Below are 16,110 nucleotides of genomic sequence, written 5' to 3'. Positions count from 1 at the left end.
GCATGGACGTAGCTGTCTTCGTCATCGGTGACAAGTCCCGCCCGTCCCGGCACCGCCGAGACTGTCACATCTGACAATCACGGCGGGCCGGCGGGATTCAACCCCAGCGGGCCAGCAGGGCGGCGCAGTAGGCGTTGACGTCCTGCGGGGCGACCGGGGTACGCAGGTGCTCCACCTCGGCCACCACGTCGGCCACCGGGTCGGCCCACTGCCGGAGGAAGATCCAGCCCCCGACGTGCGACTGATGCCGGACGTCGCCGGTCGGGCCAATGCCGCTGACATCCCGGCGGAGCTCCGGGCGACCCCAGCGCCGCCGGTAGACGTTCCGGACGAAAGTGCCGGCCAACAGCCGCATGTCGTCGTCGGTGAACACTCGGGGCAGCGCCGGGGTCGCGTGGTAGAGGCGGGCGAAGTCGATGTCGATGAGCGCGTGGGTGACGTCCTCCGGCCGGGGCACCCCCCGGTACCCGGGCCGGTAGCGCGACACGTCGGTCTCCGGATCCCCAGTCGGCTGCCAGCCCCGGTGGACGTGCCCGAACGACGGCCAGTACGGCCAACTGAAGGCGCCGCCCTCGGCCCGCAGTTGCCGGCGCAGCGTCCGGGCCAGGGCGGCGGCCCGGTCGACGTACCCCCGGTCCCCGGTCACGGCCGCGAACTGGATCAGCGCGCGGCCGACCGCGAGGAACTCGTTGGTGGGCAGCTCGGCCCCGGCGAACGACATGGGCTCGTCCGGCAGCCAGGTGTAGTAGCCCTCACCCTCGGCGGAGAGCCGCCACTGCTCGTCGTGCACGGCGAGCGCCTCGTGCACGGCGGCCAGGTAATCGTCGGCTCGGGCGGCGATCCCGGCCGGCACGAGGTCCGGCCGTTCGCGGGCCAGCCGGGCGAGCCCGGCCATCGGGAAGGTGATCATCCCGGTCTGCGCCGCCAGCCCCACCCGGGCCGGCTGGACGCGATAGCTGCCGGGGCGGGGTCGGCGGGCCGGGTCGGCGGCACCGGCCGGTTCCGGTCCGGGCAGCAGCCGCACCGTCGTGCCATCCTGCCAGGTGTACTGCTGGTAGGCGATCCGGTCGGCGCGTCGCGCACCGGCGGGGTCCAGGTCGAGCCCGGTCAGTACGGTCTCCGGGCGGCCCGGCTCAGCCCGGCGTACGGTGAGGGTGAAGGTGCCCTCGACGTCCGGCGTGACGATGACGGTGGCCCGGAACGCGTGCGGCGGGCAGATCCGCACCTCCAGCGCGGGAACGCCCCGCAGATCCGGCACGGTGGCGGTGGCCACGGTGTACCTGCCCGACGATCCCCAGACCGGCAGGACACGCCCACGGAAGTCCGGGACACCCCGGACCGAGTCCCGGACGCCCAGCACGAGGTCGACGGTCCGGGCGAGCCGGTGGACGTACTCGGGGTCGCCGGTGGCCTCGGCCATCACCAGGTAGCTGTGCATCCGCCAGGAGCTGCCCCAGCCCACGGCGCCGGCCTCGTTGTGCGCCGGGCTCGGCCGTCCGGCCAGTTCGGCGTCGATTTCCTCGAACCGCGCCCGGCGCTGATTCGCGGTCGATGGGGTGCCGCGGCGCCGGGCTGTCCAAAGCATCGACGGATGTTATCAGCAACCGGCGCATCCGCGACCGCTGCGCGGGGTTCCTCGCCTTACCGAAGGCGTTGCGCCGCCGCTGGCCCGACCAGCGCCTGTACCTGCTCGTCTCCCCTCGGACACCGGTTCACGTGGGAGACCACCCGGTCTCGACGAGCCGTCCGCCGCGGTCGCGTCAGCGCCCAACGCTGTACGGAGGACGTCCACTTCGGCGTCCAGGAGGCGCGCGGCGACCTTTGCGCTGATCATGTGAGTGCCGGAGGGTAGTGGCAGCACGTTGTGCGGCCGACCGGTGGCCGGTAGCTTCGCGGAGAACCGCTGCATGTGTGCCGGGTGGACGTCGTCGTGCAGCAGGCCGTGGATCAGCAGCAGCGGCCGCCGCAGTTCAGGAGCGTACCGAAGCAGCGAGTCGAGCACACCGCCCGCGGACGGAAGGATCCGGGTAGCGCCGGTAGCCGGGGCGAGCACCACCAGTTCGCCGCCGAGCGTCACCGCGACGATCGACTGGCCAGCATCGCAGGCGTACTCAATGCCCCCGCCGCCGGACTGGCGGGCACGCTCGCGGCGGCGGCGCTCAGCCGCAGGCAGGTCCCCGTCGTCGAGGGCCAGCTCGCGTGGGTCCAACAGCAGCCGCAAGCTCCCCGCAACCACGTCGTAACCCAGAGACATGCGACCGGGTCGTCGCCAGTACGCGTGCGGGTAGACAGCACCGGACTTCCCGGGCTGTGGTGGACTCGTGGGCGGTAGCGGTGGCGTTTGAGCGGTGTGCGGATGCTGCCGCCCGGTACCCACAGGTCAAGCCGGTTGAACGGCTAGTTCTGCTGAGATCGTAGACCCTCAAGCAGGACAGTCGCGTTGTGGCGCACATGGTCAATGGGATCTTGCTTTGCAAGATGCTCCACGAGTCTTACCAGAGCCGGCCAGGGCTTGTAGCCCGTGGCCACGATCACGGCTTGGCGGATGCCAGGGTCGCGATCAGCGGCGAGGGTGCCGAACATTTCCACCATGGCTGGCACCGGTTCGTCGGGGGCGGTGTATGCCGCTGCGTAGGCGGCCGTGAGCCGGGAGTCTCGGGACTTGTTGCCTGGTTTGAGCTGCCGCAGGGTTCCGAGGGCTTCGGTGAAGTCCCACAGCTCGCACCTTCGCCGGAGCAGTTCGGCGACTTCGTGAGACCGTGCGCCGCGGAGGGTCACGAACGCGATCCCGGTCAAGGGGTCCTCGACGTAGCGGACGTCGACACCTTGGGGGGTCGACCATCCGTTGATGAAGACGTCGGCGTTCCGGATCCCCATCGTGTGCATCATCCACCGGTTCGACATCGCTGTGCTCACCACACTGCTCTCGGCCTTCTCCCGCTTGAGCGTCAGGCGAATGTCGTAGTCGGCCACAGGTCCACCCTTCGTCGGGAGTGTCAAGTTGCAGGCTCAACAAGCTTGGGTTCGGTGGAACTTCTACGGTTCGTCGTTGCTGATCGTCATGAAATGGTAGTTGCCGGTCCGACTGGTCTCCTTGCTGTGGGTGGGGTTGTCGTAGGGCCTTGCCGGAGGTGGTGCTTTGATCATGCTCGGTGGGACCGCGTTCCTGACTCATGGATCACGAGTGAACCTTTCCACCGAACCGCGCGGCGCTCACGCACCGCGTCCGACCTTGCGGTTCGTCCGACCGCAAGGGCAGGTTGAAAAGGTTCACTGATGGGTTTGTGGTGTACTCCGGTCAGCCCTCCATCTGGCCGGTCGTTGGGTTCGGACGGTGTATGTGATCAACAGGATCACGAGCGCCACCGTCATGATCGCGAAGATCACCAGATTCACGGGATGCTCGAGGGGCCGGTACCGCCCGCCCGTCGACGCAGTGTCGACGAAGTAGATCAGGAAAGCGGAGGCGAGCGTGGTCCAACTGCCGATCAGGCCGATGCCGAGGGTGGCGGGTCGGACAACGAGCGCGATGGCGGTGATGATGCCGGCGCCCAGCGCGATCGCTGGACCTGGAAAGAAGTAGCTGGGGAAGAAAACCGCCTGCGGCCACCCGTCATAGGCAACGAACGCGAACGCCACCGCTGTGGCCATGCTGGCGGTGACGAGTGACGCGGTGAGCGGGGTCCAGGCGGGTCGGCGTGGGGGCGTGGTGCGGGCGTTTCTGACGATGAGGCCGGCGGCGAGAGCCCCGACGCCCGAGAATGCGACCTTGCCAATGATTGTTGACAACGGCATCTCCCGGTACAGCCACCGGTACGCCGACCCGCCCCATAGCCCTTCGCCAAGCCTTCCGTCGTCTAACCAGAATTGACTGTTGAGCATGGTGAGCGCGTCGAACGCGGCGTACCCGACGATGAGCCCGACACCGGCCCACTGCCATCGGCGGGACAGCATCAGGACACCCGCCGCCATGCACAGCAGTAAGCCAATCACCGGAGTGCTCAGCGGGGGGATGCGTCCGTCCAGCTGCTCGAACCATCCGCCGTGGTAGAACCAGCCAGCCAGCAACGTCAGCCACCCGACCGCGTAGATCGCGCGGCTGCGCTCCGGACGACCGGCCGCAGGGGGCGCCGGGGTGGGCGTGGCCGGCGTCGGTTCGGCGGGCTCCACGCGGTGGGCGGACGTTCCGCGTTCGGCAGCGGGCTCCGCAGACTCGGTAGCGGCCGGCCACGCTTCGTCGGTTCCGGCCGGCGCCTCGCCATCGGCCGGGTCGGTCGGGGTGGTGGTGTGGGCGCCGGTGGCGACGACCAGTTCGGGCTGGTCGAGCACGGTGGGCGCGATACGCAACGTGCGGTGCAGCAGGTTGGCGGCAAGCGGGATACGACTGGCGCCGCCGACGAGGAAGATCCCGGCGATCGACTCGCGGCCAACTCCGGCGGCGCGCAACGTCGCGGTCGTGACCTCGACCGTGCGGTTGAGCAGCGGGCCGGCCAGTGTCTCGAACTCGTCGCGGGTCAGATGCACGGCCGTGTCGGTAAGCGGTACGTGCAGCTCGGCGCGGGTATGCCGGGAAAGTTGCTCCTTGGCGGAACGTACGTCCTGCCACAGCAGCAGGCGGGCCCGCCGGTCGGCGGGTGAATCGGGCCAGTCCAACCGGGCCCAGGCATCCGTGTCGCCGGCAGTCAGCGACCGGACGTGGCCGACGATGGCCGCGTCCAGGTCCAACCCGCCCACGTCGGACAGGCCCTGGGCGGCCAGCACCTCAAACCCGGCGTCGGTCCGCCGCACCGCCGCCACGTCGAAGGTGCCCGCGCCCAGGTCGTAGACGACGACGCAGCGGCCGACGGGCACCCGCTTGCCAAGCTCGGTCACGAAGTACGAGGCAGCCGCGACCGGCTCCGCCACCAACCGCACCTGGTCCAGCCCCGCCTGCCGTGCCGCGTCGGTGAGCACCACCCGGCGCGGGCCGCCCCAACCGGCCGGATGCGTGAGAACCGCTTCGGCAACCGGACGGCCAACCACTCGGCTGGCCTCGTCCACCACCCGCCGCAGCACCGCGGCGATAACGTCGACGACCGACAGCTCCCGATCACCGAGCCACACTGTTCGATCATCGATCCGGCGTTTCGGGTTGGGCTCCAGACGTTCGGGCGCCACACCGGCCGAGCGTTCGGCGTCGCGGCCCACCAGCAGGTCCGCATCGGGCGGCAGGTACACCGCCGAGGGCAGCAACGGTGACCCGTCGAACAACAGCGGTGTGCAACGCCCGGCCAGTCGGACAACTGCCACCGTGTTGGACGTACCGAAGTCAATGGCCAGATGAGGGACATCCACGCCACGCAGTTTAGGAACACCGTCCAGATTGAACTCGATCGGCACCGACCTCGCGCCCGACGGCCCGTCATCCTGACGAGAGCCGGCTGGACGTGGCGCGGCTGCCGTTGGCTGGCTTCGATCCGAAGGTCGATGGTCTTTGGGCGCAGCCGTGCCGGCTGATCGCGACGGTGCACGGGAGCGCATGCCGGCACGTGCCGGACTTCCTGTTCGCCTCGCCTGCGGGTGAGCCGACGGTGGGGAACGTCAAGCCGGGACACCGGCTGACCAGTCCCCGCCATGATCTCGACCCGAGACAGGCGTGTTCGCATTTCATTTCGTGCTCTGGCGAGATCAGGTGGCGGGCTCACCGAACCAGCGGGAGAGGTGGTCGTCCAGGTCGTGGCATTGGCAGCTTGCGCGCCTGGCGTGATCGCGCGCCTAGATCTCCGATCTCGCCTGCTCGATCTGCCGCACGATGGCATGGGCACCGTGCGGCTGAGCGATGGCGTGCGCCTCGTCGAGTGTGGCGAGCGCGTCCGCGCGGCGGTCCTGGGCGGCCGCGATGTAGGCCAGCCCGACCATGTTGGCGGCCACGCCTGGCAGGGCCCCGACCTCTCGGCGCAGCCGGGACGACTCCTCCAGCCGATCGCGCGCTTCATCCAGCCGACCGGCCATGTGTGCCGCGATGCCCAGGTGCCGCAACGCCTCGGACTGGGTTGGCTTGTCACCGACCTGCGCCGCCAACTGGCAGGACCGCTCCAGTTTCGGAACCGCGGTCTCGTTGTCGCGCCGGATGACCTGGTGCAGGCAGCCGATCCAAAACAACGCCTCCGCCTCGCCGCGCACGTCGCCCAGCGCCTGGTACGACTCGATCGCGCGCTGAAACAACGGGAGTTCGGCCGAGTCCTCGACGGGAGACGCGCCAGCGCTGGCGCGCTCGTTGAGAAACCGCGCATGCAGGATTCGCCCACGGGCCAGCGCGGCATCGGCCTCCACCGCGTCCAGGGCCCGTTCGGCGTCGGTCAGCACGCTGGCGTCGCCGCTGAACACCGCCTGTTCATAGAGCGTCTTGGCCCGTTCGATCCGATCTTCGGCGCTCATCGCCGCCCCCGTCCTGGCATCGCCGCTGCGTGCCAGATCGGCAGTCTAGTACTGAGGCCGGGATCGTAATGAACCTCTTTCAACCTCCCCTTGCGGTCCGACGGACCGCAAGGCCGGACGCGGTGCGTAAGCGCCGCGCGGTCCAGGTTGAAGAGGGTTCAATGTAGACGACCGATGATGCGTGGGCTCGTCGACGTGGTTGCCGGGACGCGGACGGCCGCCACGTGATCATGCGTTGCTGGTGAGGACAAACGAAGATCGTTGCCGGCCGCCGGGGACAGCGTCGACGCCGGGGGCTGGTTGGCCGAGTGCGACTCGGCGTTCGCCCGGATCGCGGGCCGGTCCGGGCGGGCAGAGCCGCGCCGGCAGGCGCGCGCCTTCCTGCTGAGGCTGCTGTCCGACGTGGACACCCGCTCGGGTTGGCAGTGGCCGCGCAGGCCGGAGACGTTTCGCCGCACCGGAGGCAGCGCGGTGTCCGCCTGCACGGCCGCCACCCGCTCCTACCACCCCGAGCCGCTGCAAGGATCCAAAAACGGACTCAGGCACAACAGGTCACCACCAGCAACTGTTTCGGGACGGATACGGCTCCGATCCGTCATGCCAGGGGCAAGATGCGGGTTACTGGTTGATTCTCAGGTGTTCATCGAGGGCCGCAACGAGCCTGTCGGTCAGGCTGGGCGCGGTGTTGGTGGTCCACTGCTGTACGAGCGCGAGGAAGGTGCTGAGCTGCTGTTGGGCTGAGATGAGCAGGCTCGGCAGTTCATTGCGGGAGATCTTGATGGGCGGGGAACTGTCCTGGTCGCTCTGCCGGAGCCAGATGACCTGATCATGGTGTTCGAGCTGGGGCGTCGGGTCGTGCCCGAGCCAGAGGTCTTGTCCACGGACCACGTCCCACCAGTCGCGCCAGTTCTCCAGGCCGAAACAGCAACCGGGTACGACCTGGACGTTGGTGGCGGTGTCGCGGAAACACAGCCCGCCCGGAGCGATCAGGGCCTCGGCCTCGGCCAGGTGCTCGTTCAAGAGATCCGCCGTCAGGTCGCGGATAGAGTCGACCGAGATTCGGTTGTAGCTGAAGATGACTGCTATCGCCGTTCCGACTTCGGCCGACGACATCTGGCCAGAGAGCACCAGAAGGCGGTCGCTGGAGGGCTCGGCGATCGGCCAAGCGGTGAACTCCAGCACGTCGCAGGTTTCCAGGACGACATCGACGACCACCATGTCCGCAAGTATCCAGCTATCCAAGGTTCGTGGGCGACCCGCTGGCCGGGGACTGGATCCGCGAGGTCGTGGAGGAGTGCCGGTCATCATCATCGACACACCCGTACGGCGCCGCCGACGACTCCCGGTGGTGATCAACAAGTACCACCGGACACGGTCGGCCGGATCGCCGGCATGGCCGACGCCGGTCAGGTAGCCGACTCGCCCGTCCTGATGTCCTCGCCGCTGCGCCAGAACTGTGTGCATGTCCAGAGGCCGAACGCCATCGCCGGTACGCCGATCGACAGCAGCACGATCGTGGTGACGGTGGCCTCCTGGATGTCGTCGGCATCGCCGAAGTCGTCGGCCGGGAGGTACGCCAGGATCCACCAGATGAGCGCGCCCGCCACGATCATCAGCATCGCGGCCCCGCAGATCCACAGGTCGAGCCGCCAGCGGTAGGAGAACGAGCGCCAAAACGGCTGCGCCTTGGGCCCGACACGACCGTTCGGGTTCTTGGCCGCCTGCCGCCGGTACCAGCGGGCGTAGGAGGTCTTCTTGACCAGCGAGCCGAGAACGGCGCCGTTCACCGGCGCGGTGATCGCGCCCCACAGGAACCAGACGAAGAAGATCTCGAAGTCCCAGTCCAGGGTCCAGGGAAGGCCGAGCAGCGCGACGGTCAGCGCCGAGAGCCCGATGAACCACGCCAGGTGCAACGGCGTGGACAGGAGACGGATCTCCGACTGGAAACTCCCCGCGGGAGCCCTCTTGCCCCGCTGTTGTTTCGACGCCCCGATCGATCCCCGCCGGGTGTACTCCAGCATCCACATCGCGCACATCAGGAGCATCCCGACCCAGGCGAACACGAACGGATTGTTGATCACGCCGAGCAACCCGTCCGAAACGTCGACCTGTTCCTGCTCGGTGTGCCAGGACACCAACGTGAGTCCCCCGGGGAGCAGCGTCGCCACGAAGAAGAGCACGCACAGCACGAAGACGATCCACCAGACGGCGTTGGGCCGCCCCGTACCGCCCCCGAGTTTGCCGCCCTTGCCGAGGACCTTGTACCCGATCATGTTCGTGGGGTGGAGCCTGCCCATGGCGGTCCTTTCTCGTGACTGGATCGCCGTGGCTGCTGGAACCTCGACGGTCACGGTGGTAGGAGTCAGGCGGTGCGTGCGGCTGCGCAGGCACGCCTTCGGAAGCTGTCAAAGACGTCGATCGCGTTGTCGCCGTAGTCTTCCCACGGCCTACCGGACGCGTCGGTGCCCAACTGGGCGAACAGCGGCACGGCCGGGCCGCCGTGGCCAGCATCTGGTCGGTGTTCTCGGTCGGCGAGGCGATGCCGCCCATGCGGACCAGCGTCGGCCAGTCCACGCGCCGCTTGGTGCGCGCTTCCGGCGCCAGCCCGTCCAGCAGCGCCGCGTCGAGCAGCGGCACTGCCGGAGCTCATCTCGGCGACCAGCGGGACGCCGATGAACAGGTGCCGCCGCATGGAGATCAGCCCGAGTAGTCGGGTTTCCTCCATGGCGGCGGCGTTCGCGTCCGCGATCAGGTGGATGTCGTCTGTGGCGCGGTGTCCGCGACCTCGGCGAGCCTGCGGACCAGCGCCCACAGCTCCGGCTGCTCGTGCTCGCGCATCATGATCACCGCACCGGTTGGCCCGTTATGACCGGGACCGCGTCTCGGATGCGGCGGGGTGCGGGTTCACGCGACACCGCGCCGGCCGCTGTCCGGCCGGTCGAGCAGCGCCGCGCCGGTGCCGTCCCAAGCCCGACGACTGCCCTGTGCCGCTTCAGTTGGTCCAGACGACCGGGCCGTCGCGGTACTCGTCGCCTTCGTCGAACTTCGCCCCCGTGACGGGCGTGCCGGTCGTGGCGCTGAGCGAGCAGGTCTCGTACGAGGCACCCTTGGTGGTGAACTCCTTGGGCGCGCTCTCCCGGTCGCACTTGCCCGGGATCGAACCGATCAGCACGACGCCAGTGCCGGCGCCACCGTCCAGCACACCGTCCAGCTTCAGCGACGCGTACGACAGGTCGGTGCCGCCGACGTTCTCCACCTTCATCTTGATGAAGTAGGGCGTCATACCCTTTGCCTTCTCGCCGAAGGCGGCCATGTCGGCCTTGGCGCCCTTCTCGATCGCCGTGACGGTCACGGCGATGGTGCCCTTCTTCTTGCTCGTGTACTCGAACGGCAGGACAGCCCTGCCGCCGATCTTGAGTTTTGTGCCCGGCGCGGTGACGTCACCCTCGACTGGAACGGCACTGTCGTCACCACTGCCGGCGGTCGGGCTCGCGCTGCTCGGCCCGGACGGGACTGGGGCCGACGGCGGCGGGTCCTGCGCCGCTGACCCCTCCCCGTCGCTGCCACAGGCCGAGAGCCCGAGCCCGATGGTGGCCAGAACAGCCGCGATCACGGTACGTCCCTTGTGCACTTTTACCTCACTGGTAACCAGAGCTGTCCGATACGACAGCCGCAAACGTTCGATTGGCTCGAGAAATGACCGGCAACACAGCCAGACACCTCAGTGGCGAATTGGCCCCAGGCGCGTCGCCGAGCAAGCCGACGTGGAGGTCCAACCCGACGGGCGGCAGCAACAAACCGTGCTGCAAGCCGCTCTGGTCCCAGAGTGACGTATGCCGGTATATAACTGGCATACGCCGAGAATATAAGGTTAATACGGACGTTCAACCGCACGGATCAGCGGATCTTGGCGCCCACGGTGGCCGCCTCGCGGGCCAGACGATCGGCGGCGGCGTCGCCTGCGGCGGCGTGCAGCCGGGCGAGTTTGTCCAGCACACCGGCGAGCAGGTACGGGTAGTTGATGCTGCGGGCCACCTCGACGGCGTGTTCTCCCTGGCTGATCGCGGCTGGAAGGTCATTGCCGTGCAGGCTGGTTTCGAGCAGGTCGACGAGAACACGGGTCTCGAACATGGGGTCATGGAGCGCTCGCGCGACCTCCACGCCTTCGAGGAGTCGCTGGCGGGCATCGGCATACTCCCCTCGGGCCAGGTGGAGGCAGCCCCAGGCATGGGCCACATAAAACCCGCCGGAGGGCCCGATGTCGCCGGCACAGGCGGACAGCTCGGTGAAGGCTTCCTCCGCCTCGGCATGGTGGCCGAGTGCGAGCTGCGCCTGGCCGAGCCAGTACGTGTCCCGCGCGATCAAGTTCCGGATACCGTGTTCCCTCGCCCCGGCGAGGATCTTCGCGAGGACCTCCACCGCGACGTCAGGCCTCCCCGCCTGCAGGTGGGCGAGGCCGACCTGCGAGTACGCGTGCAGTGCCGCCGCTGCCTGCCCGCTGGCGTTGAGCCGTTCGTACGCCTCGCCGCCTGCCGCGATCGCCTCCGTCAGACGTCCATTGGGCACGAGGAAGAACGGGGCGTTGCTCAGTGCCTCCAGGTAGCCCCGCTGGTCGCCGATCCGCTCGAACAGGCGCATGGCCTCGGTATTGCTCTCCTCTGCCGGTCCGTACCGGCGCCGGGTGTAACGCAGGCCGGCCATCGAGATCAGTAGCCTGGCCTGGCCTCGCAGGTTTCCCGCAGCCTTGGCCAGGGCCATCGCCGTTTCGTAGCACTCCTGCCAGTCGTCGAAGTACCGCTCCGTCTCGAACAGCGCGTGCGCGCCCACGGCAAGCTCCCAGCAGAGCTCGTCCCTGCCGAGCGCCGCAGCCTGCCGCACGCCGGCTACCAGTGCGACCCGCTCCGAGTCCAGCGACGACATCGGCGGAGCGGAACGCGGCAAGCTAGCCGCCACCCGCTCTGGCCGCCAGCGCGGAGCGTCCCGCTGGAACATGTTCTGGCCCATGTGGTCGCGGTCGGCGATGTCCGTGAGGGCGAGGAGGGCGCTGAGGGCGCGAACGACGGCCGCGTGCCGGGCCGCCGTCGGCTCCTCTTCCTCCGCGCGTTCCCTGGCGTACGCGCGGATCAGGTCGTGGAAGCCGTACCGCGCCTGGCCATTCGGTGTGCCGGTGACGTCGAGCAGGTGGACGTCGACCAGTTCGTCGAGGAGGTCCTGGGCGGCGCGCAGTTCGGTGTCGAGTACGGCCGCCGCCGCCCAGAGTGGGAAGTCGGGTGCCTCCAGGAGCCCGAGGAGCCGGAACAGCCGTCGCGCCTCGGGCCGGAGCCCTTCGTAGCTCAGCCCGAAGCTGGCCCGTACTTCAAGATCGCGGTAGCGGAGTGCGTCCAGCCGATGCTGTTCGTCGGCCAACCGCGACACGAGGTCCGGGGGGCGCCAATGCGGTCGCGACGCCAGTAGCGAGCCGACGATCCGCAGGGCGAGCGGCAGCCGTGCGCAGAGCCGTACCAGGGCGGACAGCTCCGGTTGACCCGCCGAGGCCAGTCGGTCGTCCGTGCTGCGCAGCAGGGCCAGGCTGTCGGTCTCGGACATCTCGCCGAGCGTGATCCGGCGCGCGCCACCGAGGCCGCCCAACCGTACCCGGCCGGTGACGATCACCCCACACATCCCGCTCGCCGGTATCAAGGGCGCCAACTGCGCCTCGTCGAGCGCGTCGTCGAGCACCACCAGGATCCGGCGTTCCGCGAGCAGACTCCGGTAGCGCTCCGCACGCTCCTCCAGAGCATCCGGCACCGCGGTAGCGGGAACACCCAGCGCACGCAGGAAGCGGCCGAGCACGATGGCCGGGTCGACCGGCTCGGCACGCGTGCCGGCGAGCGCCGCGAATAGCTGCCCGTCGACGTAAACGGCCCTGAGGCGATGCGCGGCCTGCACCGCGAGCGCGGTCTTGCCGGTCCCACCCGGGCCCGAAATCGTCACCACCGCGGCCGGCTCATCGCAGGCGCGATCTTCGCGGAGCACCGCACCGATCTCCGCCAGCTCAACCCGCTGCCCGGTGAAGTCGCCAAGCGCCGGCGGCAGCATCCGGGGCCTGGCAGCTTCGGCGCCGTTGGCTTCCTGATACACCCGCAGGCCGGTCGCGGCCGCCGGATCGAGTGCGGGGTCCTCGCCGAGGATGGCCTGGTGCAGGTTCCGCAACTGCTGCCCAGGGTCCAGCCCGGTCTCCTCGACCAGGACGCCACGGGCCTGGTGATAGGCGCCCAGCGCGTCCGCCCGCCTGCCACAGCGATACAGCGCGAGCATGAGCTGGGCCCACATCCGCTCGCGGAACGGGTGTTCCTTCGTCAGCGCGGTCAGCTCGCCGAGAAGTTCGCCGTGCCGGGCGAGCCGAAGGTCGACCTCGATCCGCTCCTCAAGTACGCAGAGCCGCAGTTCGTCCAGGCGGGCAGCCTCCGCGACCAGCGCGGAGACGTCGGCGATCCCGGCGAACGCGGGGCCCCGCCAGAAACGCAGCGCCTCATCGAAGAGGCGGCGCGACTGCTCAAGCTCCCCGGCCACCAGCGCTGTACGGGCCATGACCGCCAGATCCTCGAAACGCGCCGCGTCCAGCTCGTGCCGCCCGGCACGCAACAGATAGCCGGAGCCCTCCCAGGTGATCCGCCCCGGATCCCCTAGGCACTGCCGGAGCCGGTGGACGTACGTCTGCACGTTCTTGGCGGCGCTCTTCGGCTGCTCCTCGCCCCAGATCGCTTCTGCGAGGGCGTCGCCCGCGACCGGCCGGCCCGACCGGCACAGCAACACCGCCAGGAGCACCTGCGCTTTCGGCGTGCCCAGATCCAGCGGTACACCCGCCCGCCACACCGCCAGCGGGCCCAGTACCCCGAAGTCCACAGCCGCCCCTTCCACCCTCGGCGGTAACTGTAACGGCCGGCGGATCGTCACCGGCCCGACCGAGGCTATGCCGGTCGCGATGGCCATCTCGATCTGCCTCACCACCTGTTCGGCGGTACCGTCGGGCAATTCATCGCCGCAGGCCGATGCGTAGGCACGCGGACGGATCCCGATAGCTGACGTCCCACGGCGGCCGCCGGGCCTGCGCCCGCCTCGCCAGCCGGACGTCAGCCCTGGCCACGGCGTACGAACGAATCCATCGATGACCGCGACGTCGCGGCGAAGAGCGGGTGAAGGGACGAGCCGCCATGATCCGCAGGACAGGTCCTAGAGTGGCGGTCTATGGCCACCATCTACGAGGTCGCTGCGCTCGCCGGGGTGTCTCCGGCGACGGTCTCCCGCGTATTCAACGGGCTCCCGGTCTCGGAGGAGAAGACCCGGCGGGTACGCGCCGCGGCGACGAAGCTCAGCTTCACGCCGAACAAGACGGCCCGGCGGCTGCGTAAACAAAGTTCGGAGATTGTGGCGCTGCTCATCCCCGACATCGAGAACCCGTTCTTCACGGCGTTGGCGCGCGGGGTCGAGGATCGGGCCCAGGAGGCCGGCTTCTCGGTCGTGCTCTGCAACACGGACGACGATCCGGCGAAGGAACTGCGCTATCTGCAGATCGTGGCCTCCGAGCACATGGCCGGAGTCATCCTGGCGCCGGCCTCGGACGAGGTCGATCTCGGTGCGATCGCGTCGCTGGGGCGGCCGGTGGTCGCGGTGGACCGCACGACGCCGTACCCGGTGGACGGGGTCAAGATCGACAACCGGGCCGCCGGTATCGCGGCCACCACCGCCCTCTTCGACATCGGTTATCAACGGGTCGCCTGTATCGCCGGACCGGCCGGGATCGAGGCGACCGAGGAGCGCTCGCTCGGCTGGCGGGAGGTGGTCGCCGCGCGCTCGCCGCAGGTCCCGGACGGCTATCTACAGCACGCGAACTTCCGGGTTGACGGCGGCCGGGCCGCGATGCGGGCCCTGCTCGGCGTGCAGCCCCGGCCGGACGCCGTGGTGACCACGAACAACCTGATGGCCGTGGGAGCGCTCCAGGTGCTGGGTGATGCCGGCATCTCGACGCACGAGTTCGGCGTGGCCGTCGTCGGTGACCTGCCCTTCGCACCGTTCATCCCGGCCGCGGTGGCCCAGGTCCGCCTCCCGGCCCGGCACCTCGGCCGGACGGCCGCAAGCATGCTGCTGGAGCGCATCGGCGGTAGCACGCAGCCGCCTCGCACGGTCGTGCTGCGCGGCGAGTTGGAGGTCGTGGCGCCCCCCGCCACCCCCTCGCTCGACGCCTCTATGCAATCGGTACCACGACAGAACTGACTGATCAGCCCCATGTTCTGGGCACCAGTCTGACCTCTTGACGAAACCGATTTCATGCGCTTCACTCTTCTCCACCACTGCCGACGGAGAGGTACGCCGCTCCATGAACATTCCGTTCCGCAAGATCGCGCTGCTCGGCGCGACGATGGCACTGATCGGGACGGCCCTGGTGGGCTGTTCCAGCGACTCGGACTCGTCGTCGGGCGACAACCAGTCGCTCGAGATCGCTTACTGGAACTACGGCCCGGTCGCCGAGGCCAACAACAAGGCGGCGGCGGACGGGTTCGTCGCCAAGCACCCGGGCGTGAAGATCACTCTCACCCCGGTGGCCGGGGAGAACTGGGGCTCCTACTACGCGAACCTCGCCACGCTGATCGCCTCGGGCAACCGCCCGGACCTGATGACCATCTCGGGCGAGGGCGCCCAGTTCGTACACGCCAACAAGCTCGTCCTACCGATCAACTCGTACCTGGACTCCGATCCCGAGGCGAAGGCGCTGGTCGACGACATCGCACCCGGCCTCATCAAGGGCTTCACCGTCGACGGCGACATCGTCACGCTGAGCTATGGCTGGAACGACATGGTGGTCTACTACAACACCGACGTCTTCAAGCAGGCCGGCCTCGAACCTCCCGCGGCCGACTGGACCTGGGACGACTTCAAGGCCACCGCCAAGGCGCTCAGCAAGGACACCAACGGCGACGGCAAGACCGACCAGTACGGCTTCACCTGGGCCAGCAATGAGATCTTCCCGGGCATCATGCCGTGGGTGGCGAACTCCGGCGGCAACCTGACCAGCGACGACGTCTGCCGGGCCACGGTCGACACGCCCCAGGTGAACAAGGCCGTCTCCTTCCTGCAGGGCCTGATCACCGAGGGCATCGCGCCCGCCCCGATGCCGATGAGCGACGTCTTCACCCGGTTCCAGAACGGGCAGGTCGCGATGTTCGGCGCCGGCCGCTGGCCGATCGCCAGCTTCGTCCCGGCCGGCTTCAAGGCCTTCGACATCCAGCTCTACCCGAAGGGCGACACCTACAAGACGGTCTTCGGCGGCGCCGGCTACCCGATCCTCAAGTCGTCGAAGAACCCGGACCTCGCCTGGGAGTTCCAGAAGTTCACCGTCAGCGACGAAAGCGAGAAGGCGTACGTCGGCACGCCCGACAAGCCCGGCGACTCGATCCCGTCCCGCCGCTCGGTCGCACAGACCATCGCCAAGACCGGCGTCCCTCCGGCGAACTCTGACCTCTACTACGACAGCATCGACAAATACAAATCCCTGGTGCCGTACCCCGCGCCCGCCAAGTACAGCGAGTTCGAGTCGACCGTCCTACGGAACCTGCAACTCGTCTTCGCCGGTGAGGTTCCCGTCGCGGAAGGGCTGAAGAACCTCCAGGGCGAACTCGAAAGCATCGTCACGTGCTGACGTACCCGACGATTTCA

11 protein-coding genes are annotated in these 16,110 nt (G+C 68.8%); 2 read left to right on the top strand and 9 right to left on the bottom strand.

Annotated features, from left to right (window positions below):
- Positions 1 to 97: 97 nt before the first annotated feature.
- From AAH979_RS32380 to AAH979_RS32340, 9 genes are all read right to left on the bottom strand, one after another.
- Positions 98 to 1,585 (bottom strand): hypothetical protein, encoded by a 1,488-nt coding sequence (locus AAH979_RS32380; protein ID WP_346261940.1) that lies wholly within the window; start codon positions 1,583 to 1,585, stop codon positions 98 to 100.
- Positions 1,586 to 1,597: 12 nt separating this feature from the next.
- The gene (locus AAH979_RS32375; RefSeq protein WP_346261939.1) at positions 1,598 to 2,221 is read right to left on the bottom strand and encodes a hypothetical protein; all 624 of its coding nucleotides are present in this window, start codon (positions 2,219 to 2,221) and stop codon (positions 1,598 to 1,600) included.
- A gap of 176 nt (positions 2,222 to 2,397) precedes the next feature.
- On the bottom strand, positions 2,398 to 2,973 hold the full coding sequence (locus tag AAH979_RS32370) for a hypothetical protein (RefSeq protein ID WP_346261938.1): 576 nt from the start codon (positions 2,971 to 2,973) through the stop codon (positions 2,398 to 2,400).
- A 297-nt stretch (positions 2,974 to 3,270) separates the two neighbouring features.
- Positions 3,271 to 5,379 (bottom strand): Hsp70 family protein, encoded by a 2,109-nt coding sequence (locus AAH979_RS32365; RefSeq protein ID WP_346261937.1) that lies wholly within the window; start codon positions 5,377 to 5,379, stop codon positions 3,271 to 3,273.
- 375 nt (positions 5,380 to 5,754) lie between these two features.
- Positions 5,755 to 6,417 carry a tetratricopeptide repeat protein gene (locus AAH979_RS32360; protein ID WP_346261936.1) on the bottom strand — a complete coding sequence of 221 codons (663 nt, stop codon included), beginning with the start codon at positions 6,415 to 6,417 and terminating at the stop codon, positions 5,755 to 5,757.
- 618 nt (positions 6,418 to 7,035) lie between these two features.
- Positions 7,036 to 7,635, bottom strand: a complete 600-nt coding sequence (locus AAH979_RS32355) for a hypothetical protein (RefSeq protein ID WP_346261935.1) — start codon at positions 7,633 to 7,635, stop codon at positions 7,036 to 7,038.
- Between the two features lie 188 nt (positions 7,636 to 7,823).
- Positions 7,824 to 8,714 carry a hypothetical protein gene (locus AAH979_RS32350; protein WP_346261934.1) on the bottom strand — a complete coding sequence of 297 codons (891 nt, stop codon included), beginning with the start codon at positions 8,712 to 8,714 and terminating at the stop codon, positions 7,824 to 7,826.
- Between the two features lie 695 nt (positions 8,715 to 9,409).
- On the bottom strand, positions 9,410 to 10,093 hold the full coding sequence (locus AAH979_RS32345) for a hypothetical protein (protein WP_346261933.1): 684 nt from the start codon (positions 10,091 to 10,093) through the stop codon (positions 9,410 to 9,412).
- A 221-nt stretch (positions 10,094 to 10,314) separates the two neighbouring features.
- Positions 10,315 to 13,389: a BTAD domain-containing putative transcriptional regulator gene (locus AAH979_RS32340; RefSeq protein WP_346261932.1), complete on the bottom strand. Its 3,075-nt coding sequence runs from the start codon at positions 13,387 to 13,389 to the stop codon at positions 10,315 to 10,317.
- A 255-nt stretch (positions 13,390 to 13,644) separates the two neighbouring features.
- On the opposite strand from AAH979_RS32340, the gene AAH979_RS32335 reads away from it, so the two are divergent.
- Together AAH979_RS32335 and AAH979_RS32330 are read left to right on the top strand one after the other, a co-directional pair.
- Entirely contained in the window at positions 13,645 to 14,670 is a 1,026-nt protein-coding gene (locus tag AAH979_RS32335) for a LacI family DNA-binding transcriptional regulator (RefSeq protein WP_346261931.1), read from the top strand.
- A 103-nt stretch (positions 14,671 to 14,773) separates the two neighbouring features.
- Complete coding sequence (locus AAH979_RS32330; RefSeq protein ID WP_346261930.1) at positions 14,774 to 16,093, top strand: sugar ABC transporter substrate-binding protein; 1,320 nt, start codon at positions 14,774 to 14,776, stop codon at positions 16,091 to 16,093.
- Positions 16,094 to 16,110: the final 17 nt, after the last annotated feature.

It is taken from the genome of Plantactinospora sp. ZYX-F-223 (assembly GCF_039649625.1).
Taxonomy (GTDB): domain Bacteria; phylum Actinomycetota; class Actinomycetes; order Mycobacteriales; family Micromonosporaceae; genus Plantactinospora.
The sequence above is the reverse complement of the archived record's forward strand: the minus strand, read 5'-3'. Positions and strand labels throughout refer to the sequence as shown.